General features: G+C 69.9%; 16 protein-coding genes and 2 tRNA genes. 5 read left to right on the plus strand and 13 right to left on the minus strand.

The window, feature by feature from the left end:
- Positions 1-120 precede the first annotated feature (120 nt).
- Positions 121-2,067, minus strand: coding sequence for a 1-deoxy-D-xylulose-5-phosphate synthase (gene dxs, locus GQQ95_RS18570; protein ID WP_157429101.1), 1,947 nt, complete (start codon positions 2,065-2,067; stop codon positions 121-123).
- 203 nt (positions 2,068-2,270) lie between these two features.
- Here dxs and GQQ95_RS18575 point away from each other — a divergent pair, with 203 nt between their 5' ends.
- Positions 2,271-2,618 (plus strand): LysR family transcriptional regulator, encoded by a 348-nt coding sequence (locus GQQ95_RS18575; protein ID WP_157429102.1) that lies wholly within the window; start codon positions 2,271-2,273, stop codon positions 2,616-2,618.
- A gap of 97 nt (positions 2,619-2,715) precedes the next feature.
- On the opposite strand, the gene acnA is transcribed toward GQQ95_RS18575, so the two are convergent.
- From acnA to dut, 4 genes are all read right to left on the minus strand, one after another.
- Positions 2,716-5,526: an aconitate hydratase AcnA gene (gene acnA / locus GQQ95_RS18580; protein ID WP_157429103.1), complete on the minus strand. Its 2,811-nt coding sequence runs from the start codon at positions 5,524-5,526 to the stop codon at positions 2,716-2,718.
- 157 nt (positions 5,527-5,683) lie between these two features.
- Positions 5,684-6,472, minus strand: coding sequence for a DUF3159 domain-containing protein (locus GQQ95_RS18585; RefSeq protein WP_157429104.1), 789 nt, complete (start codon positions 6,470-6,472; stop codon positions 5,684-5,686).
- Entirely contained in the window at positions 6,469-7,089 is a 621-nt protein-coding gene (locus GQQ95_RS18590) for a DUF3710 domain-containing protein (RefSeq protein ID WP_157429105.1), read from the minus strand. Before GQQ95_RS18590 ends, GQQ95_RS18585 begins: the two co-directional genes overlap by 4 nt.
- Positions 7,086-7,544, minus strand: a complete 459-nt coding sequence (gene dut / locus GQQ95_RS18595; RefSeq protein WP_157429106.1) for a dUTP diphosphatase — start codon at positions 7,542-7,544, stop codon at positions 7,086-7,088. Before dut ends, GQQ95_RS18590 begins: the two co-directional genes overlap by 4 nt.
- A 38-nt stretch (positions 7,545-7,582) precedes the next feature.
- Here dut and GQQ95_RS18600 point away from each other — a divergent pair, with 38 nt between their 5' ends.
- A complete protein-coding gene (locus GQQ95_RS18600; RefSeq protein ID WP_157429107.1) occupies positions 7,583-8,047 on the plus strand; it encodes a DUF3093 domain-containing protein in 465 nt (154 codons plus the stop codon).
- Here the strand turns inward: GQQ95_RS18600 and GQQ95_RS18605 are convergent.
- A complete protein-coding gene (locus GQQ95_RS18605) occupies positions 8,044-8,337 on the minus strand; it encodes a DUF4193 domain-containing protein (protein WP_092965404.1) in 294 nt (97 codons plus the stop codon). The genes GQQ95_RS18600 and GQQ95_RS18605 overlap by 4 nt on opposite strands.
- Positions 8,338-8,528: 191 nt before the next feature.
- Here GQQ95_RS18605 and sepH point away from each other — a divergent pair, with 191 nt between their 5' ends.
- On the plus strand, positions 8,529-9,614 hold the full coding sequence (gene sepH / locus GQQ95_RS18610; RefSeq protein ID WP_157429108.1) for a septation protein SepH: 1,086 nt from the start codon (positions 8,529-8,531) through the stop codon (positions 9,612-9,614).
- Between the two features lie 65 nt (positions 9,615-9,679).
- On the opposite strand, the gene GQQ95_RS18615 is transcribed toward sepH, so the two are convergent.
- The 7 genes from GQQ95_RS18615 to GQQ95_RS18645 all read right to left on the minus strand — a co-directional run bounded on the left by GQQ95_RS18615 (position 9,680) and on the right by GQQ95_RS18645 (position 15,863).
- The gene (locus GQQ95_RS18615) at positions 9,680-10,834 is read right to left on the minus strand and encodes a benzoate/H(+) symporter BenE family transporter (protein WP_157429109.1); all 1,155 of its coding nucleotides are present in this window, start codon (positions 10,832-10,834) and stop codon (positions 9,680-9,682) included.
- Positions 10,835-10,846: 12 nt separating this feature from the next.
- Complete coding sequence (gene clpX / locus GQQ95_RS18620) at positions 10,847-12,124, minus strand: ATP-dependent Clp protease ATP-binding subunit ClpX (RefSeq protein ID WP_157429110.1); 1,278 nt, start codon at positions 12,122-12,124, stop codon at positions 10,847-10,849.
- Positions 12,125-12,308: 184 nt separating this feature from the next.
- Entirely contained in the window at positions 12,309-12,977 is a 669-nt protein-coding gene (locus GQQ95_RS18625; RefSeq protein WP_157429111.1) for an ATP-dependent Clp protease proteolytic subunit, read from the minus strand.
- A 27-nt stretch (positions 12,978-13,004) separates the two neighbouring features.
- Complete coding sequence (locus GQQ95_RS18630) at positions 13,005-13,625, minus strand: ATP-dependent Clp protease proteolytic subunit (RefSeq protein WP_281352041.1); 621 nt, start codon at positions 13,623-13,625, stop codon at positions 13,005-13,007.
- Between the two features lie 109 nt (positions 13,626-13,734).
- Positions 13,735-14,220 carry a tetratricopeptide repeat protein gene (locus tag GQQ95_RS18635; RefSeq protein WP_157429113.1) on the minus strand — a complete coding sequence of 162 codons (486 nt, stop codon included), beginning with the start codon at positions 14,218-14,220 and terminating at the stop codon, positions 13,735-13,737.
- Between the two features lie 92 nt (positions 14,221-14,312).
- Positions 14,313-15,740 (minus strand): trigger factor, encoded by a 1,428-nt coding sequence (tig, locus tag GQQ95_RS18640; RefSeq protein ID WP_157429114.1) that lies wholly within the window; start codon positions 15,738-15,740, stop codon positions 14,313-14,315.
- Positions 15,741-15,788: 48 nt separating this feature from the next.
- Positions 15,789-15,863, minus strand: a tRNA-Pro gene (locus GQQ95_RS18645).
- Between the two features lie 205 nt (positions 15,864-16,068).
- On the opposite strand from GQQ95_RS18645, the gene GQQ95_RS18650 reads away from it, so the two are divergent.
- The gene (locus tag GQQ95_RS18650) at positions 16,069-19,857 is read left to right on the plus strand and encodes an SCO7613 C-terminal domain-containing membrane protein (RefSeq protein ID WP_157429115.1); all 3,789 of its coding nucleotides are present in this window, start codon (positions 16,069-16,071) and stop codon (positions 19,855-19,857) included.
- A 67-nt stretch (positions 19,858-19,924) separates the two neighbouring features.
- Positions 19,925-19,998 (plus strand) — tRNA-Gly (locus GQQ95_RS18655).
- Positions 19,999-20,054 lie beyond the last annotated feature (56 nt).

Here is a 20,054-nt window from a genome sequence, read left to right on the forward strand (position 1 = left end):
GTCAGCCGGGCATTAGCGTGAGACAAGAGAGACCTCCGTGCGTTCGAGCTGAAGAACTAGACAGCTCCAACTCGACCCCGGAGGTCTCTCCTACGTCAACAACGATCCGGGTCAGTACAGCTAGCGCTCGCCGCCCGCGATGATCGCCGTCGAGTCGGTGTCGCTGGAGATACCCCGCGCGTAGGGCAGCTTCGAGCCGAGCACCATGCCCATCACGTCCTGGGCGATGTCCTGGGGCGTGAGACGGGTGCGTTCGAGGATCTGCGCGCGCGACGCGTGGTCGAGGAACTCGTCGGGAAGCCCGACCTCGGTCACGGCCGTGTCGACGTCCGCCTCGCGGAGATCCTGCCGGATGCGAGTGCCGATGCCGCCGACTCGGATGCCGTCTTCGATGCAGACGACCAGGCGGTGCTCCGCCGACATCTCGACCACGCTCCGCGGCACGGGCACCACCCAGCGCGGATCGACCACCGTCGCCCCGATGCCCTGTGCGGCGAGTCGCTCGGCAACCTCGAGACCGAGGCCGGCCATCGGGCCGACCGTCACGATGAGGACGTCCTTGCCGACCCCCTCGCGGAGCACGTCGACACCGTCGTCGGTGCGCCGCACCGCGTCGTAGAAGCGTCCCACGCTGCCCTTGGGGAAGCGGAGCACGGTCGGGCCGTCGTCGACCGCGATGGCCTCGGCGAGCTCCTCCTCGAGCCGCGCCGAGTCCCGCGGGGCCGCGAGACGGATTCCCGGCACCACCTGCAGGATCGCGAGGTCCCAGACGCCGTGGTGGCTCGGCCCGTCGGGTCCGGTGACGCCGGCCCGATCGAGCACGAACGTGACCCCCGCCTTGTGGAGTGCGACGTCCATGAGGACCTGGTCGAAGGCGCGATTGATGAACGTGGCGTAGATGGCGACCACGGGGTGCATGCCGCCGAAGGCGAGACCGGCCGCGGATGCCGCCGCATGCTGCTCGGCGATGCCGACGTCGATGACGCGTCCGGGGAACCGCTCCGCCATCTTGTGCAACCCGGTGGGCCGGAGCATGGCCGCGGTGATGCCGACGATGCGATCGTCGCCCGCGGCGAGTTCCACGAGCTTGTCGCCGAAGACGCTCGTCCAGCTCGCCGCACCGCTCGCCTCGAGCGACTCCCCCGTGTCGGGATCGATCTGCCCGACCGCGTGGAACTGGTCGGCCACGTCCTTCAGTGCCGGCTCGTAACCGCGACCCTTCTCGGTGATCGCATGCACGATGACGGGGGCACCGTAGTTCTTCGCCTGCTCGAACGCCTCGATCATCGCGGTGACGTCGTGGCCGTGCACCGGCCCGATGTACTTGATGTCGAGGTTGGAGTACAGCGCCTCGTTGTTCGAGAACCGGGCGAGGAAGCCATGCGTGCCGCCGCGGATGCCGCGGTAGAGCGCGCGCCCCGGGCTGCCCATGCGGTCGAAGGCACGACGACTCGTCAGGTACAGGTTGCGGTAGCTGCGACGGGTGCGCACTCCGTTGAGGAAGCGGGCCATGCCACCGATCGTGGGGGCGTACGAGCGTCCGTTGTCGTTCACGACGATGATCAGTCGACGATTGTTGTCGTCGCTGATGTTGTTCAGGGCCTCCCAGGTCATGCCACCCGTGAGCGCACCGTCACCCACGACGGCCACGACGGTGCGGTCCTGCTGCCCCGTCATCGAGAACGCCCGTGAGATGCCGTCGGCCCACGACAGCGAACTCGACGCGTGCGAGCTCTCGACGATGTCGTGCTCGGACTCCGCGCGCTGCGGATAGCCGGCGAGGCCGCCCTGCTGGCGGAGCGTGGAGAAGTCCTGACGCCCGGTCAGGAGCTTGTGCACGTACGACTGGTGGCCGGTGTCGAACACGATCGCATCACGGGGCGAATCGAACACGCGATGCATCGCGATCGTGAGTTCGACCACGCCCAGGTTGGGTCCGAGGTGTCCACCGGTCTTCGCGACATTTCGCACCAGGTGCTCGCGGACCTCGCCGGCGAGCTGTTCGAGTTGCTCCTTCGAGAGAGCGTCGAGGTCGCGGGGACCTCCGATCGACTCAAGAAGGGACATCGAAACCACCTTTCGTCATGCTTCGGGGCAGTCGAGGCATCACGTCATTCTACGCGGTCATGCCCACCTCGCCCCGCTGACCGGGCCCACGGTCCGCGGACCGCTCCGGCGCAGGGGAAGCTCCGATCGACGGGGTCGAGACCTGCCGCGCGGCACCGTACCCTTGAGGGAACCGCGTCCGCGCGGTCGGAGAGAAGGCGCACATGGAGACCACCCAGCTTCGCCAGTTCGTCGCCGTGGCGTCGGAGGGGCACCTCGGCCGCGCCGCGACATCGCTCGGCGTGTCCCGCGCGGTCCTTCGGGAATCGCTGGATGCGGTGGAAGCCGCGGTCGGCGGCTCGCTCGTCATCCGCACCGGTGACCAGGTCGAACTCACGCCGGACGGCGAACGCTTCCTCGTCACGGCTCGCGAGGAGGTCGCCGCGGCCGACACCGCAGCGGCGCCCCCGAAGGCGAACACCGGCGGCAAGGCGAAGGCCTCGAAGGGCAAGGGGCGGGCACCCAAGGTGAAGGGCCAGCCCCTGCCCTACAAGAAGCGCCAGTCGCGCTGACCCGGCCGCGCACTGCGCCGCCGCCGGGAACGCGGAACGCCCGCCCACCCGAACCGGACGAGTCCGGACGCGGTGGACGGGCGTTCGCGAGGATCGCTCAGACGAGCGAGCGCAGCACGTACTGGAGGATGCCGCCGTTGCGGTAGTAGTCGGCCTCACCGGGCGTGTCGATGCGCACCACCGCATCGAACTCGACCGTCTGCTTGCCTTCGGGCGAGTGCTCGGTCGGAGCAGCGACCACGTGCACGGTCTTCGGGGTGACCCCGTCGTTCAGCGCCTCGAGTCCGGAGATCGAGACGACCTCGGTGCCGTCGAGGCCAAGCGATGCCCAGCTCTCACCCGCGGGGAACTGCAGCGGCACGACGCCCATGCCGATGAGGTTCGAGCGGTGGATGCGCTCGAAGCTCTCGGTGATGACCGCCTTGACTCCGAGGAGGCTCGTGCCCTTCGCGGCCCAGTCGCGCGAGGAACCGGAGCCGTACTCCTTGCCACCGAAGATCACCAACGGGGTGCCCTGCGCCTGGTAGTTCTGGCTCGCGTCGTAGATGAACGACTGCGGTGCGTCGGGCTGCGTGAAGTCGCGGGTGTAGCCGCCCTCCACGCCGTCGAGGAGCTGGTTCTTCAGGCGGATGTTGGCGAACGTGCCGCGGATCATCACCTCGTGGTTGCCTCGACGCGAGCCGTAGGAATTGAAGTCCTTGCGGTCGACGCCGTGCTCGGTGAGGTAGCGGCCCGCGGGGCTGTCGGCCTTGATCGAACCGGCCGGCGAGATGTGGTCGGTCGTGACCGAGTCGCCGAGCTTCGCGAGCACTCGCGCGCCCGTGATGTCGGAGACCGGGGTGGTCTCGATCGTCATGCCGTCGAAGTACGGGGGCTTGCGCACGTACGTCGACGCCTCGTTCCACTCGAACGTGGAGCCGGTGGGCGTGTCGAGCCCGCGCCAACGCTCGTCGCCCTCGAACACGCTCGCGTACTGCGTGACGAACATGTCCGTGTTGATCGAGGTGTCGATCGTGTGCTGCACCTCTGCCGCGTCGGGCCAGATGTCCTTGAGGTACACCTCGTTGCCGTCGTGGTCGGTGCCGAGCGCGTCGGCCTCGAAGTCGAAGTTCATCGACCCGGCCAGCGCGTAGGCGATGACGAGCGGCGGGCTCGCGAGGTAGTTCATCTTCACGTCGGGGTTGATGCGACCCTCGAAGTTGCGGTTGCCCGAGAGCACCGCGGTGACGGCGAGGTCGGAGTCGTTGACCGCGGCCGAGATCTCGTCGAGGAGCGGGCCCGAGTTGCCGATGCAGGTCGTGCAGCCGTAGCCGACGGTGTAGAAGCCGAGCGCCTCGAGGTCGTCGGTCAGGCCGGCCTTCTCGTAGTAGTCGGTGACGACCTTCGAGCCGGGCGCGAGGGTCGTCTTGACCCACGGCTTGGCCTTCAGGCCCTTCTTCGCCGCGTTGCGGGCGAGCAGGCCCGCCGCGAGCATGACCGACGGGTTCGACGTGTTCGTGCACGAGGTGATGGCGGCGATCGCGACCGCGCCGTGGTCGAGCACGAAGTTCTCACCGGAGGAGAGCGTCACGTCGGTCGGCTTCGAGGCCGATGCGGGCGCGTGGCTTCGGTGCGTGTGCAGGTGCTGCGAGTGCTCGTCCTCGGGCGAGTTGCCCGGGGCATCCGACGCGGGGAACGACTCCGAGCCCTCGAGGTCGACGAGGTCGTGCTCGACCGTCGTGTAGTCGAGCAGCGCGCTCTCGAACGCCGACTTCGAGTGCGAGAGCTCGATGCGGTCCTGGGGGCGCTTCGGTCCGGCGATCGACGGGACGACGGTCGCGAGGTCGAGTTCCATGTACTCGCTGAACACGGGCTCGGTGTCGGCGTCGTGCCAGAGCTTCTGGATCTTGGCGTATGCCTCGACGAGGGCGAGCTGCTCCTCGCTGCGACCCGTGAGTCGCAGGTAGTCGATGGTGACGTCGTCGATCGGGAACATCGCCGCGGTCGAGCCGAACTCGGGGCTCATGTTGCCGATGGTGGCGCGGTTCGCGAGCGGCACGGATGCCACGCCCGACCCGTAGAACTCCACGAACTTGCCGACGACGCCGTGCTTGCGCAGCATGTCGGTGATCGTGAGCACGACGTCGGTGGCGGTGACGCCCATGGGGATCTCGCCCGAGAGCTTGAAGCCGACGACCTTGGGGATGAGCATCGACACGGGCTGGCCCAGCATGGCCGCCTCGGCCTCGATGCCGCCGACGCCCCATCCGAGGACGCCGAGGCCGTTGACCATCGTCGTGTGCGAGTCGGTGCCGACGCAGGTGTCGGGGTACGCCCGGAGCACGCCGTCGACCGTGCGGTCGTAGATGACCTTCGCGAGGTGCTCGATGTTCACCTGGTGGACGATGCCGGTGCCGGGCGGCACGACCTTGAAGTCGTCGAATGCCGTCTGGCCCCAACGGAGGAACTGGTACCGCTCGCCGTTGCGCTCGTACTCGATCTCCACGTTGCGCTCGAGGGCGTTCTCGGTGCCGAAGAGGTCGGCGATGACCGAGTGGTCGATGACCATCTCGGCGGGCGAGAGCGGGTTGATGCGGTCGGGGTCGCCGCCGAGGGCGACGACGGCCTCGCGCATGGTGGCGAGGTCGACGATGCACGGGACGCCCGTGAAGTCCTGCATGACCACGCGCGCCGGCGTGAACTGGATCTCGGTGTCGGGGTCGGCCGTGGGCACCCACGAGCCGAGCGCCTCGATCTGCTGCTTCGTGACGTTCTTGCCGTCTTCGGTGCGGAGGAGGTTCTCGAGCAGCACCTTCAGGCTGAACGGAAGCTTCTCGTGGCCGGGAACCGTGTCCAGCCGATAGATCTCGTACGAGGTGTCGCCGACTCGGAGCGTGTCCTTCGCCCCAAAACTGTTCACTGCAGACACGATGTCCTCTCCTTCGCGAGTGCCGCGCGATCGCACGCGCAGCACTCCATCTTCGCCGTCAGACGCAGGACCGATCCAGCAAGGGTAACCTAAGCGTCCCGATGCCCGACAGGCTCCGCACGGGCGCGGAATTTATCTTGACGTCGAGATAACTCTATCACTCGGCCGATCGTGCCGGAGACGGGTAGACCGCCCGCACGACGAGCCACGTGAAGACGAGCACGAGGGCGTAGAGAGGCACGCCCATGAGCAAGCGCGAGACGCCGAGGGCCGCGACGTTGTCGACGAGGTAGAGCGGCACCTGCACCAGCAGGCGTGCCACGAACAGGCCGATCCAGACCAGGGTCAGGAACTGGGCGACCCGCATCTTCCGCCGATCAGCGCGCCAGGCGGTTCCGTCGCCCATGAGGAATCCGACGATCACGCCGATGGCGGGCCATCGCACCAGCATCGAGACGAGCAGGGCGAGCGCGTACGCGGCGTTCGTGTAGAAGCCCAGGACGTAGTTGTCGCGCGCGTCGCCGGACCAGAGCGACAGCGCAGCCGAGGCGATCACGCCGATCAGCCCCGCGATCGCCTGGGTCGGCTGGCCCTTCGTCGCGATCCGCACGACCGTGAACACCACTGCCAGGCCGACGGATGCCCCGAGCGCGGGCACGAGGGCCTCCTGCGTCGACCAGCCCGCGATGCTGGTGAGCGTCGCGTAGGCGACGAGGAAGACGAGCCCGGGCAGGAGCGCCTCGAGCACGCCTCGAACGCCACCCACCGCGCGGAGGAGGTCCCGGCCGCTCAGCTTCTCGTCCCGAGCGAGCGCGCCGAGCCCGCTCTTCTCGGCCGCGGCCGCGAACTGACGGGCGAACTCGCCGGAGGTCGCCTCGGCATCCGCGGCGCCGGCGGCGGTCTCGCCGTCGGGACCCGGGCGCGGCTCGGGCTGGGCCGTGCTCACGTGGTGGGGGAACCGGGCGCCGCGGTCGGCATGCGCAGCGGGATGAGGTCGCGCGGAGGCATCGGGGTGGTGCCGCGCACGACCACGATGGAGCGGAAGAGATCCTCGATCTTCGCCGCCGCGGTCGGGTCGACCGCAGCCTCGCCCGCGATCACGCCCCGGAGGAACCACCGTGGGCCGTCGACGCCGATGAAGCGCGCGAGCCGCTGGTGACCGGTCTGGCCCTCGGCTGCGGCGACGGGGATCTGCGCGAGCACCTCGGGGCCGAACGCCCCGTCGCGAACCGTCGTGGTGCCGCCCTGACGCGCGATCTGGTCGGCGATCTGCGCTCGGATCTCGTGCCAGAGGCCACTGTTGCGAGGCGCGGCGAAGGGCTGCACCTGCAGCGTCGAGTTGGCGTAGTCGAGCCCGATCGCGACGACGCGCTTCGTGCCCTCCTCGACCTCGAGCCGCACATGGAGGCCTTCACGGGGCAGCACCTTGACGCCGCCCAGGTCGACATAGGGACGAACCGGGTTCGCCTCGGACTCGTCGAACGGACCCGCCTCGGCGCGGTCGTCGGGGGCCGACTTCGGGTGGTCGACGGGGATCTCGTCGATGTTGTCGATATCGCTCACGCGTTCACTCCTGACTTGTGCTCACCGAAACCGGTGGAGCCGAATCCCCCCTCGCCGCGCTGGCTGCCTGGGAGCCGCTCGACTTCGATGAATCGCGCACGACTCACCGGCATGACCACGAGCTGGGCGATCCGATCGCCCGGCTCGATCGTGTACGACTCGCTCGAGTCGGTGTTCAGCAGCGCCACCTTGATCTCCCCGCGGTAGCCCGCGTCAACGGTGCCCGGCGCGTTCACGATCGTGATGCCGTGCTTGAACGCGAGTCCGGAACGCGGCACGACGAACCCGACGTACCCGTCGGGCAGTGCGATCGCGACGCCGGTGGCGACGGTGGCCCGCTCCCCCGGCTCGAGCACCACGGCCTCGGCTGCGTGGAGGTCGGCCCCGGCGTCGCCGGCGTGGGCGTACGAGGGGACGCGGTCAGCGGTGATGAGCACCTCGACGGAATCGGTCACCGTTCGAGGGTAATGCAGAAGTCTGATCGAATAGAGCCATGCCCGACTACCGTGAACGCCTGTGGCCCAGTGCGTGGATCTACATCGCTCCCCTGCTCCTGATCCCGGCCAGCATCCTCACGCTGGCGCCGGTGTCGCTGACCGCGGGGATCGTCACCGGGGTCGTCCTCTACGGCGCCACCGCGGGCGCCTTGACACTGACGTCGCCGACGATCGAGATCCACGACGGGATGCTGCGCGCAGGGCGCGCCGAGATCTCCGTCGAGCACACCGGGCAGGCGGTCGCCGCCTACGACGCCGACGCGCGGCGGGAGACGGGCGTCGGGCTCGACGCCCGTGCGTACCTCGTGATCCGCGGATGGGTGAAGCCCGTCGTGCGGATCCCGATCGTCGATGATGCCGATCCGGTGCCCTACTGGCTCGTGTCCAGCCGCCGGGCAAACGAATTGGCCGCCGCGATCAATGGATCGCGGCGGCCGGAGCTCGGGGAGGGCGCCCGTTAGGCGGCGCACTCCAGGCAGATCGGACCGAGCTTTGACTCGTGGTCGATCTGCGATCGGTGCTTCACGAGGAAGCAGTTCACACACGTGAATTCGTCAGCCTGCGGGGGCAGCACGACGACGTCGAGTTCGACGTCCGAGAGGTCGGCACCGGGCAGGTCGAACCCACCGGGGTTGTCGGCGTCTTCGACATCCACAACACCCGACATCTTGTCGGGCACGCGCTCCTTGAGGGCCTCGATCGACTCGGAGTCGTCCTCGGTCTTCCGTGGTGCGTCGTAATCCGTTGCCATTCCCATCCATTTCGTCAGCGCCGAAGATTCGGCGGCCATAGTCTGCATCAAATCATCGCCATTGGCAAACCATTCGAGCTGGTCTACCATTTGCCCCTCTCAACTTCCGGCGCGCCCGGAGTATTCCCAGAGTCGCGGCATCCGACGTGGCATCCTTGGGCGGAGACAGAGGCACGGAAGGGCTTGTCGAGATGCAGGAACTCAAAGTAATCGGAGTCGAGAACGGCGCACTGCTGGCCGCATCCGACGATGGCGCGCGATTCCGGATCGAGATCGACGAGGTGCTGCAGTCGCGCATCCGTCAGGCGCAGCCCGAAGTCCATGCCGGCCCCAAACCGTCTCCGCGCGAGATCCAGGCGCTCATCCGCTCCGGACTGTCCTCCGAGGAGGTCGCCCAGGTCACCGGCGCCTCCGTGGAGTACGTGCGCCGGTTCGAGGGCCCCGTGGTCGCCGAGCGCGAGCACGTCGTCACGAGCGCGCTGGCCGTGCCCGTGCACGCGGTCGTCGAGACCGACGGCGACGAGCCCGTGACGTTCGGACTGGCGATCCGCGACCGGCTCGCCAAGCTCGGTGCCGAGGGCGAACGCTGGGCGAGCTGGAAGGACGAGGAGCGCGGCTGGATCGTCAAGCTCGAGTTCACCGCCGACGCGATCGACCACGACGCGCGGTGGGGATTCGAACCGCGCAAGCAGTCGCTGCAGCCGCTCAACTCCGAGGCGACGACCCTGTCGCAGCAGGGCGAGATCAAGGGCGGGCTCATGCCGCGACTGCGAGCCGTCGGACCCGATTCCGAGGAGTCCCGGTTCGACAGCGGCGCCTTCACCTTCGAGGAGCCGGCCGATTCGGTGGCCGACACCGCGCCTCATCTCGAACCGCTCCCCTACGCCCGCTCGACGCCGTCGGTGTCGAGCCCTGCCGTCTCCCGAGCGGCGATCAAGCGCGCCGACGAACCCGCTCAGGCCATGGGCGAGACCGCCGACCTGCTGGAGGCGCTGCGTCGCCGCCGTGGTGAGCGTGAATCCTCCACCGGTGAGTCCGGTCAGCCCGAGCTGTCGCTGCCCGAGCCCGTCGCAGAGAAGCCGCAGGCGGCTGACGATGAGGGCGACCGCGAGGAGCGTCCGACCAACCCGAGCAGGTCGCTCTGGGGCGGCAAGGCGTCGGCCAACTCGAACCAGGGCCAGAACTCGTCGAATCGTGCACCCAAGAAGGGCCGTGCGTCGATGCCCAGCTGGGACGAGATCGTCTTCGGCGCGCGCACCGACGACGACCTCGCCTGACCGTCGGCGAGCCGCGCCGGGTGGGATGATCGCACTCGGCGGCCATGTCGCGCCGCATCCGCCCGTCAGGAGCGAGGAACGCGCGGCCGTAGCCAGACGAGCATGAGTCCGCCGACCACGAGTCCCCAGAACGCCGAGCCGATGCCCGCAACCGCGATGCCCGAGGCGGTGACTAGGAACGTGCTGATGGCGGGGATGCGCGACGGTGCCTCCTCGAGCGCCGCCGTGACGGAGGCGACGAGTGCCCCGAGCAGCGCCAATCCGGCGACCGCGGTGATGATGATCGGCGGCGACGCGCGGACGATCGCCGCCGCGAGCCCGGCCCCAACGCCGAGGACGAGGTAGGAGACGCCTGCCGAGACTGTCGCGACCCACCGCCGTGCCGGATCGGGGTTGGACTCTGGACCCGCCATGATGGCCGCCGTGATGGCCGCGAGGTTGATCGCGTGGCCGCCGAAGAAGGCCGACCCGACGGTCGCGGCACCCGAGGTGACGAGCACCGGCCTCGGTGGCATGTCGTAGCCGAACGTCTTCATCACGGCGAACCCCGGCACGTTCTGGCCGGCCATGGTCACGACGAACAACGGCAGGCCGAGACCGACGATGACGGCCGGATCGAAGACGGGCGGCACGAACTCGAGGGACGGCAGCACTGCGGATGCCTCGAGGACCGAGGGGCCCGCGAGGATCGCGATGCCGACCACGGCGACCGCCATCGCGGCGGGCACGGCCCACCGCGGGGCGAGCCGTGCGAGGAGCAGCCACACCAGCACCATGGGGATCGCGATGGCCGGCTGCTCGACGGCCGCGGTGACCGGTGCGATGCAGATCGGGAACAGGATGCCGGCGAGCATCGCGCTCGCGATCGGGCGCGGGATCGACGTGATCAGGCGTCCGAATGCGGGCCAGAGCCCGGCGATCACGATGAGCGCGCCGCATACGAGGAACGCCCCGACCGCGGCACCGAACTGCTGGGTCGTCGCCGCGGCGGAGACGAGCAGCGCCGCGCCGGGCGTCGACCAGGCGAACGACACCGGGATGCGGAGCAGGACCGGCAGGAGGATGCAGGTCACGCCGGTCGCGATGCAGAGCGCGAAGAGGCCGGATGCCGCCTGCTGGTCGGTGGCACCGACCGCGGCGAAGCCGGCGATGACGAGTGCGAAGGAACTGGCGAAGCCCGTGATTGCGGCGATGACGCCCGCGATGACCGTGTGGAAGATGGCCGTGCGGGGTTAGGCGGACTTCTCGGCGCGGCGCGACTTGTGGGGCACGATCGTCGGCGCGGCGTTGTCGAGCACCGCAGCCCTGGTCACGACGACCCGGGCGACGCCGGTGGACGACGGCACCTCGAACATGATCGGCCCGAGCACCTCCTCCATGATGGCGCGCAGGCCACGTGCGCCGGTCTGGCGCAGCACGGCCAGGTCGGCGATCGCCTGCAGCGCCGCCTCCTCGAAGTCGAGCTCGACGCCGTCGAGCTCGAACATGCGCTGGTACTGGCGCACGAGGGCGTTCTTCGGCACCGTGAGGATCTCCATGAGCGCCTCGCGGTCGAGCGGGGTCACGGTCGCCACGACCGGCAGTCGCCCGATGAACTCGGGGATCAGGCCGAACTTGTGCAGGTCTTCGGGGAGGACCTCGCTGAACAGCTGCGCGTCGCTCTCCTTGTTGTGCAGCGGAGCGCCGAAGCCGATGCCGCGCTTGCCCGCACGCGAGGAGATGATGCTCTCGAGTCCGGAGAAGGCACCCGCCACGATGAACAGCACGTTGGTCGTGTCGATCTGGATGAACTCCTGGTGCGGGTGCTTGCGCCCGCCCTGCGGCGGCACCGAGGCCACCGTGCCCTCGAGGATCTTGAGCAGGGCCTGCTGCACGCCCTCGCCGGACACGTCACGGGTGATCGACGGGTTCTCGGCCTTGCGGGCGATCTTGTCGACCTCGTCGATGTAGATGATGCCGGTCTCGGCCCGCTTGACGTCGTAGTCGGCGGCCTGGATCAGCTTGAGGAGGATGTTCTCGACGTCCTCGCCGACGTAGCCCGCCTCGGTCAGCGCCGTCGCGTCGGCCACGGCGAACGGCACGTTCAGCTGCTTCGCGAGGGTCTGCGCGAGGTAGGTCTTGCCGCAGCCCGTCGGCCCGATGAGCAGGATGTTCGACTTGGCGATCTCGACGTCGTCGTGCGGGCGGTCGGCCGTCGTGAGCGTCGTCTTGGCACGGACGCGCTTGTAGTGGTTGTACACCGCGACCGCGAGCGCCTTCTTGGCGCCCTCCTGGCCGATGACGTACTCCTCGAGGAACGCGAAGATCTCCTTCGGCTTGGGAAGCTCGAACTCCCCCGTCGAGGTCTCGCCGGCTTCGGCCAGGCGCTCCTCGATGATCTCGTTGCAGAGCTCGACGCACTCATCGCAGATGTAGACGCCGGGTCCGGCGATGAGCTGCTGGACCTGCTTCTGGCTCTTTCCGCAGAACGAGCACTTGAGCAGATCGGCGCTCTCCCCGATGCGTGCCATCGAACCCTCCCTGTCGACGAGTCTGTTCCGAGCCTAGCCCGAGATCGGCGCCCGACGGCCAGACTCGCCCGGATTGCGCATCGCCCGGGTTCGCGCGCGGCGAACGCCCGAGAGGGTTTCACGGCCCGGACATGACGGATGCCCCGGCGAATCCGCCGGGGCATCCGTCATGCGACTCGGTCGATCAGCTCGTGATGGCCGGGAGGGCCTTGCGCGAGGTGAGGACCTGGTCGATGAGACCGTACTCATGGGCCTCGCGGGCCGAGAGGATCTTGTCGCGGTCGATGTCGAGGTTGACCTGCTCGGGCGTGCGGTTCGAGTGACGCGAGAGCGTCTCCTCGAGCCACGAGCGCATGCGCAGGATCTCGGCCGCCTGGATCTCGATGTCGGACGCCTGGCCGTGACCGGCCTCGCCCATCGCGGGCTGGTGGATCAGGACGCGCGCGTTCGGGAGGGCGAGACGCTTGCCGGGCGTGCCGGCGGCCGCGAGCACCGCCGCCGCCGAGGCCGCCTGTCCGAGCACGACCGTCATGACCTCGGGGCGGATGTACTGCATCGTGTCGTAGATCGCCGTCATGGCCGTGAACGAGCCGCCGGGCGAGTTGATGTACATGATGATGTCGCGGTCGGGGTCCATCGACTCGAGCACCAGCAGCTGGGCCATGATGTCATCGGCGGACGCGTCGTCGACCTGCACGCCGAGGAAGATGATGCGATCCTCGAACAGCTTCGCGTAGGGGTCCTGGCGCTTGTACCCGTAGGCCGTGCGCTCCTCGAAGCTCGGCAGGATGTAGCGCGAACCCGGTGCCTGGACGCCGTTGAAGGCGGTGCCGCCGAAAGCGGGGATGTTCATTCGCTCGTTCTCTCTTCTCTCGGATGCCTACGCCTGGGTTCCGCCGCCGCCGGTGACGTCGAGGGCGGATTCGCGGATGTGGTCGACGAAGCCGTACTCGAGTGCCTCCTGCGCGGTGAACCAGCGGTCGCGGTCGCCGTCGAGGTTGATCTGCTCGACGGACTTGCCCGTCTGGGCCGCGGTGATCTCGGCGAGCCGGTTCTTCATCGAGACGATGAGCTGGGCCTGCGTCTGGATGTCGCTCGCCGTGCCGCCGAAGCCGCCGTGCGGCTGGTGCAGCAGCACACGTGCGTTCGGGGTGATGTAGCGCTTACCCTTCGTGCCCGCCGTGAGGAGCAACTGCCCCATCGAGGCGGCCATGCCGATGCCGACGGTCACGATGTCGTTCGGGACGAACTGCATCGTGTCGTAGATGGCCATGCCCGCCGTGATCGACCCACCGGGCGAGTTCACGTAGAGGTAGATGTCCTTCTTCGGGTCCTCGGCGGCGAGCAGCAGCAGTTTCGCCGCGATCTCGTTGGCGTTCTCGTCACGCACCTCGGATCCGAGCCAGATGATGCGGTCCTTCAGCAGTCGATCGAAAACTCCGGTGCCGGGTGTCGCTTCGGCCATGTGTCGCTCCTTCTGCGTTGTCGCGTTGTGTCGAATCTATCCGGTGCAACACGCGCGGAAGCGGCTGTTCGCCCTCGGCGGATGCCGCGTCGTGACGGGTTCGCCCACAGCGGATCGAGTGCGCGGCACACGCGGGGACGCGGGATCAGCCGGCCAGCTCGCGCGCGTACGCGGTGACGGATCTCGTATACCTGCGCAGGTGGGGAGCGAGGGTCAGCAGGGCGACGGACGCCGCACGCTCCGGGTGCCCGGACGACACCAGCGCGAGCGCGAGGAACGCCGCCACCTCGTCACGGTACGCGGCATCCGGGTACGCGGCCAGCTCGCCCTCCAGCAGTGCCAGCGCCCGGGCATCGTCGCCCAGGTTGCGGAGGCTGCTCGCCAGCTGGATCACGGCCTGCGGGCGGTGCTCGTCGTCGAGGCCGAGCTGCAGGGCGCGCTCGTAGAGCGGCACCGCCTCGGCCGGGCGATCCGCGTAGTCCCGGGCTCCCGCACGTTCGAAGACCGCGCGGGCATCTTCGGCTCCCCGTTCCGCCGCGATCTCGTCGATGCGGTCGACGACCTCCTGCGCCGTCAGCGTCCCGTCTGCGAGCTCCCAGACCGCGTCGACGCGCCGAGTCCACTCATCCATCGTGATGCTCCCGTACTCATGCTGCGAGGCGGATGGGACGACGCAGGGCCGGACGACATGCGCCCGGCCCTGCATCCAGCTGTTCGCCCGAACTACTCGGCGTCGGCCTTCTTCGGTGCGCGCTTGCGGGCCGGCTTCTTCTCCTCCGCCGGCGCCTCGGCGTCCGCCTCGGGTGCGACCTCGGTCTCGGCCGGAACCTCGGCCTCATCGGCCGCGGGAGCCTCATCGGCGTCCTCGTCGTTCACGACGGCCGTGAACTCGGAGAGGTCGACGGCGTTGCCGGCGGCATCCGAAACCTTGGCCTTGCCGAGCGCGATCGCGAGCGCCTTGTTGCGCGCGACCTCGCCGACCATGGCGGGGATCTGGCCCTGCTGGCTCAGGATCTGCACGAACTCGTTCGGGTCCATGCCGTACTGGGCCGCACCCTGGACGAGGTACTGCGAGAGCTCCTCCTGGCTGACCTTGACCTGCTCGGCCTCGGCGATCGCGTCGAGCACGATCTGGGTCTGGAAGGCCTTGGTGCTGGCCTCGGTGACCTCGGCGCGGTGCTCGGCGTCCTCGAGGCGGTTCTCACCCTCGAGGTGGCGGTGCACCTCGTCCTGGATGACGCTGTCGGCGACCGGGACGTCGACGAGCTCGAGGAGCTTCTCGACGAGCAGGTCGCGGGCCTGCGAGCCCTGGCCGAACGACTTGGTACGGGCGACCTGCTCCTTGAGGCTCGTGGTGAGCTCCTCAAGGGTGTCGAACTCGCTGGCGATCTGGGCGAAGTCGTCGTCGGCCTCGGGGAGCTCGCGCTCCTTGACGGCACCGACGGTCACGGTGATCTCGGCGGTCTTGCCCTCGTGCTCGCCGCCCAGGAGCTTCGACGCGAACGTCGTGGTCTCACCGGCGGTGAGCGAGTCGAGCGCCTCGTCGATGCCCTCGAGCAGCTCGCCGGAGCCGAGCTCGTAGGAGATGCCGTTGGCCGTGTCGACCTCGACGTCCTCGATGGTGGCGACCAGGTCGAGCGTCACGAAGTCGCCCTTGGCGGCCGGACGGTCGACCGTGACGAGCGTGCCGAACCGCGTGCGCAGGCGCTCGAGCTCTTCGGTGACCTCGTCATCGCCGACCTCGACCGAGTCGACCGTGAGCTCGAGGCCGTCGTAGGCCGGCAGCTCGATCTCGGGGCGCACGTCGACCTCGATGGCGAGCAGCAGGTCGCCCGAGAAGTCCTTGTCGCTGGGCCACTCGACGATGTCGGCCTCGGGGCGGCCGAGCGGACGGAGCTCGTGCTCGCTGACCGCGGCCCGGAAGAAGCCGTCGAGACCCTCGTTCACGGCGTGCTCGAGCACGGCGCCCTTGCCGACGCGCTGGTCGATGATGGGCGGCGGCACCTTGCCCTTGCGGAAGCCGGGCACGTTGACCTGCTCGGCGATGTGCTCGTACGCGTGGGCGATGCTGGGCTTCAGCTCCTCGGGCGTCACCGAGATGGTGAGCTTGGCGCGAGTGGGGCTCAGCTTCTCAACCGAAGTGGTCGGCATGTGAAGTTCTCCTGTTTGGTGGAAGTTCGTGTCGAGTCTCACGACCCGTCGGGGCGACAGGATTCGAACCTGCGACCTCCCGCTCCCAAAGCGGGCGCTCTAGCCAAGCTGAGCTACGCCCCGAGTCGCTGACTCAACTCGTCAGTCACCTCGTGCGGGCACGCCGAGAACGGCATGTGCACGGGGTTGACCCCGGAAAGTCTACTGCACGGGCGCCGGCGGTTTCTTCGTCGGCAGCAGAACCCGACCGACGGATGCCGCCGCGCCCGGCCGGCGCGCCTGTGGAGGGTTGCCCGTGCCGGGCTACCGCGCCTGCCAAGGTGGAGCCATGAGCGACGACCCCACCGCCGTGCACGACGGACTGCCCCGTTGGCCGGAGGATCCCGCGCGGTTCCTCGACACCACGTCGTGCCCCTCCTGCTTCGCGGCGCTCGGGTCCGCGCGGTGCGGCGCGTGCGGCCTCGACCTGTCCGTGCCCGAGGCCGTCGAACTCCTGGCGATCGGTCGTGGCATCCACGACGAGAGCGTGCGGCGCGCCGGCCTCATCCGCCGCATGTACGGGGCGCAGGCGACCGTGGAGGCGACCGCGCGGGCGGCCGTTCATGCGGCCGTCGAGGTCCCCCCGGCCGACATCGCCGAGGCTCGCCCGGTCGTGTCCATGCCGATTCCCCCGGTCGGCGCGCCCGCGCACGAGGAGGCGGCCGTCCCGGGAGCAGCCGGGGGTTCCACGGCGGCAGCCGCGCCGGCGCCGGGCGAGGTGCACCGGGCGCCCCATGTCGACGCGCCGCCGGCACCCTCTCCGGCCGTGAGCCCGGGCACCGCCGACGACCGGGGCGCGGCCACCCCGCGCCGCTCCGGAGTCCAGGTCTTCCTCCTCACGCTCGGCGTGGTGCTGATCTCGGTGGCCGCGATCGTCTTCCTCTTCGTCGCCTACCTCGTGGCGAGCCTCGAGGTCAGGTCGGTCATCATCGCGGTGTCCAGCGTCCTCGTGCTCGGCGTCGCCTGGCTGCTGCGGGCACGCCGGCTCCCCGGCACGGCCGAGGGCGTGGCATCCGTCGCGGTCGTGCTGCTGCTCCTCGACGTCTGGATCGTCAGGGCCAACGGTCTCTTCGGCTCCGATCGACTCGACGGCGCGGCCTACACCGGCGGCGCGTTCCTCGTCGTCGCGGCCCTGCTGGGCGGCGCACGGGCAGCGAGCGGCATCCGCATCTCCGGACTGGCCGCCGCCGGCCTGGTGCCGACCGGCGTCTTCCTGCTCGCGCTCGGATCCACGGCCGACCCCGGAACCGGCGTCTGGGCCGGCGGGCTCGCCGCCTCGGTGGTCGGTTCGCTGTCGGTCATCGCGGTGCGTGCCACCGAGCGCATCGTCCTCGTGGCTGCCGGCTACGCGGGCGGGGTCATCGCGATGTCCGCCGCAGCGACGGCCCTTCCCGACGTGGCGTGGCACCAGGCGTGGACCTTCCTCGGGTGCGCCCTCGCGTGGGCCCTCGCATTCGTCATGGTGCGCCGCCTTCCCCAGGCGGCCTGGTCGGATGCCGCGGCCGTCGCCGTCGGGCTCTCGCTCGCGCTCGCGCCGGCCGTCTCTGTCTTCACCGAGCTCGATTCCGAGACCGCGATCTGGCTGGCCCCGGCCGCGACCGGGCTCGTCGCCTGCCTGCTCGCGGCCCTGGTCGGTCGACGCACGCCCCGGCGGGCCGCATCATGGGCGCTCGGTGCCGGGCTCATCGTGGCCGGATCGACGGCCGTCTTCGGGGTCGTGATCGGCATCGCCGCCATCGCCACCCGGGTCTCCGGTTCGGTTCCGCCGTGGTGGGGGCCGGCTGCCACGCCTGCGTTCGACGCGCTGCGCGTCGGCGCCGCCGTGGTGCCGCTCATCGTCGCCCTCGGCGCGACGGCGGTGCTGCTGCTGGTCGGTCGACTCGGAGCCCTGCTCTCGATCCCCCTCGGTGCCTTCGCGATCACCGTCCTGTTCACCGGCGCGATGGTGCCGAGCGCCGCGGGCTCGGCGGCCGTGCTGCTCGGCCTCGGCGTCGCCGCCCTGCTCGCCGCCGCATTCGTGCGGTTCCCGGGCGGACGCGATGCCGCGGTCACCGCCGTGCTCGCCTCGGTGGGCGTCGTCGGCGCGGCGCTCGGGTGGATCGTCGGCTCCGCCGATGCCACGACCTGGGTGTGGGTCGCGGTGATCGCGCTGCTCGTCGTGCTCGGCGGCCGCGTCCTGTCGGCCAGAATCTGGCCGGGCGCGGCCGCAGAGGCCGTCGGGACCCTGCATTCCGCCGTCCTGGGCGTGCTGCTCGCGACGACGCTCGGCGCGCTCACGCCATGGCTCGCCGCCATCGGCGCGGTGCTCCAGACGCCTCCCTCGGCCGGCTGGGTCGTCCTCGGCACGGGTGCGGCGGTGCTCGTCGCGCTCGCGTCACTGGTCCCGATCGGAACCATGGGCGACCGGATCGCGTTCGCCGTTCCGATGCTCGCCGCGGCGATGCTCTCGATGGCCGCCATCCTGACCGGTGGCTGGTCCGACGCCGTCGACTGGCTCCCGGCGGCTGCACTCGCCGTGGCAGGCATCCCATGGCTCCGGCGCACCATGCCGCAGGCGTTCCGGGCGGTCTTCGGCGCTCTCGTGCCGCTCGCCTCCGCGACAGCCGCAGGCACCCTCGCCGTCGTCCTGCTCGATCCGGTCTCCGTCGGGTACGTGCTGGCCGGCGTCGCGCTCGTCGCGGCCGGAGCGGCCCACGTGCGCGCCCGTCCCGACCCGGACGGGGCGGCCGCAACCTGGATCTTCGCAACGATCGTGGTCGCGCTGTCCGCACTCGTGTCGGCGATCGTGACGCCGGCCGAGCCCTGGCTGATCCTCGCAGTACTCAGCCCGGTGCCGATCGTGCTCTGCGCCGTCGCAGGCGACCCGATCGCCGGCAGCGCTCCGACGCGTCACCTGTCGTGGCTGAGCGCGGGCCTGGCCATCGCATCCGTCTTCGCCTGGCTCGCCGGCAACGGGGTCGACGACGTCGAGGCCTACACGCTGCCGCTCGCGGCCCTCCTGGCCGCGTCCGCGGTCCTCATCACCTGGCGGCGCACGCCGGCCGCCGCATCCGGCACGTCGCAGGGCCGCACGCTGCTCTTCACGGCCGCAGCCGCGGTCGCCGTGCTGCCGAGCATCGGCTCGACCTCCGACTCGGACGTGCGCACGCTCGTCCTCGTCACCGGCGGCGCCATCGTGATGCTCGCGGCGATGTTCCTGCCGGAGTCGAGTCGCGGCGTTCCAGCCCGGCTGCTCGCCGTCTGGACCGGTTGGACGGCAGCGTCCCTGGGTGCCGCCGTCCGTGGGACGGCGGTCGCCGTCGGCGAGGAGAGCCCCCTGCCGATCGAGTTCTGGCCGCTCCTCGCCACGGCCTGCGGCTTCGCGGTCGCCATCGCCTGGGCGAGGACGGCCTCGCGACCCGCGATCGTCGCCGAGTGGCTCGCGGCGGCATCCGTCATGGCCGGCGTGGTCCCGACCATCGCCGCGATCGTGCTGGGCGATGCCGCGACGCTGCGGGCCGGGGTGCTCGTCACCCTCCTGGGCGCGGCGATGGTGGCGAGCACCGCGATGCGCGGTCGCCCGTTCGCCGGGCCGGTGTTCGGTTGGACGACACGCGGCGCCCTCGTCGTCGGTGGGCTCTTCGCCCTCGCGAGCGGCAACGTCGACCCGTTCGACGTGGTCACGGTCCCGATCGGGCTCGCGCTCGTCGCCGCCGGTGCGATCACCATGACCCGAGGGCCGATCGGCACCTGGCCGAGCCTGGGGCCGGGCCTCGCGGTGCTGCTGCTTCCCGCGCTCGGGGCCGACTTCACCGACGCGCAGCTGTGGCGCGTCATCGCGCTGGGCGTCGCCTCGCTCGCCATCCTGCTCGTCGGGGTGCAGCGACGACTTCAGGCCCCGTTCGTGCTCGGCGGCGGCGTGCTGCTGATCCATGCCGTCGTGCAACTGTGGCCGGCCATCACGGTGCTCTACGAGGCCGTGTGGTGGTGGCTGTGGCTCGGCATCGCGGGCGTCGTGCTCGTCGTGCTCGCGGCGACCTACGAACGGCAGATGCGGCTCGCCCGCAGCGCCTTCAGGTCGGTCGCGTCCATGCGCTGAGGCCCGCTGCTGCACGAACCGGGCCGCCGCGTGTACTACGATGATCTGGTGCCCGCGAGCGGGTCACGGGGATGTAGCTCAATGGTAGAGCCTCAGTCTTCCAAACTGATCACGCGGGTTCGATTCCCGTCATCCCCTCCATCTGGAGCCCTGGTCCGAGCATCTCGGCCGGGGCTTCGCTCGTCTGACGCCTGGGC

The organism is Agromyces salentinus (assembly GCF_009749395.1).
GTDB classification, from domain to species: domain Bacteria; phylum Actinomycetota; class Actinomycetes; order Actinomycetales; family Microbacteriaceae; genus Agromyces; species Agromyces salentinus.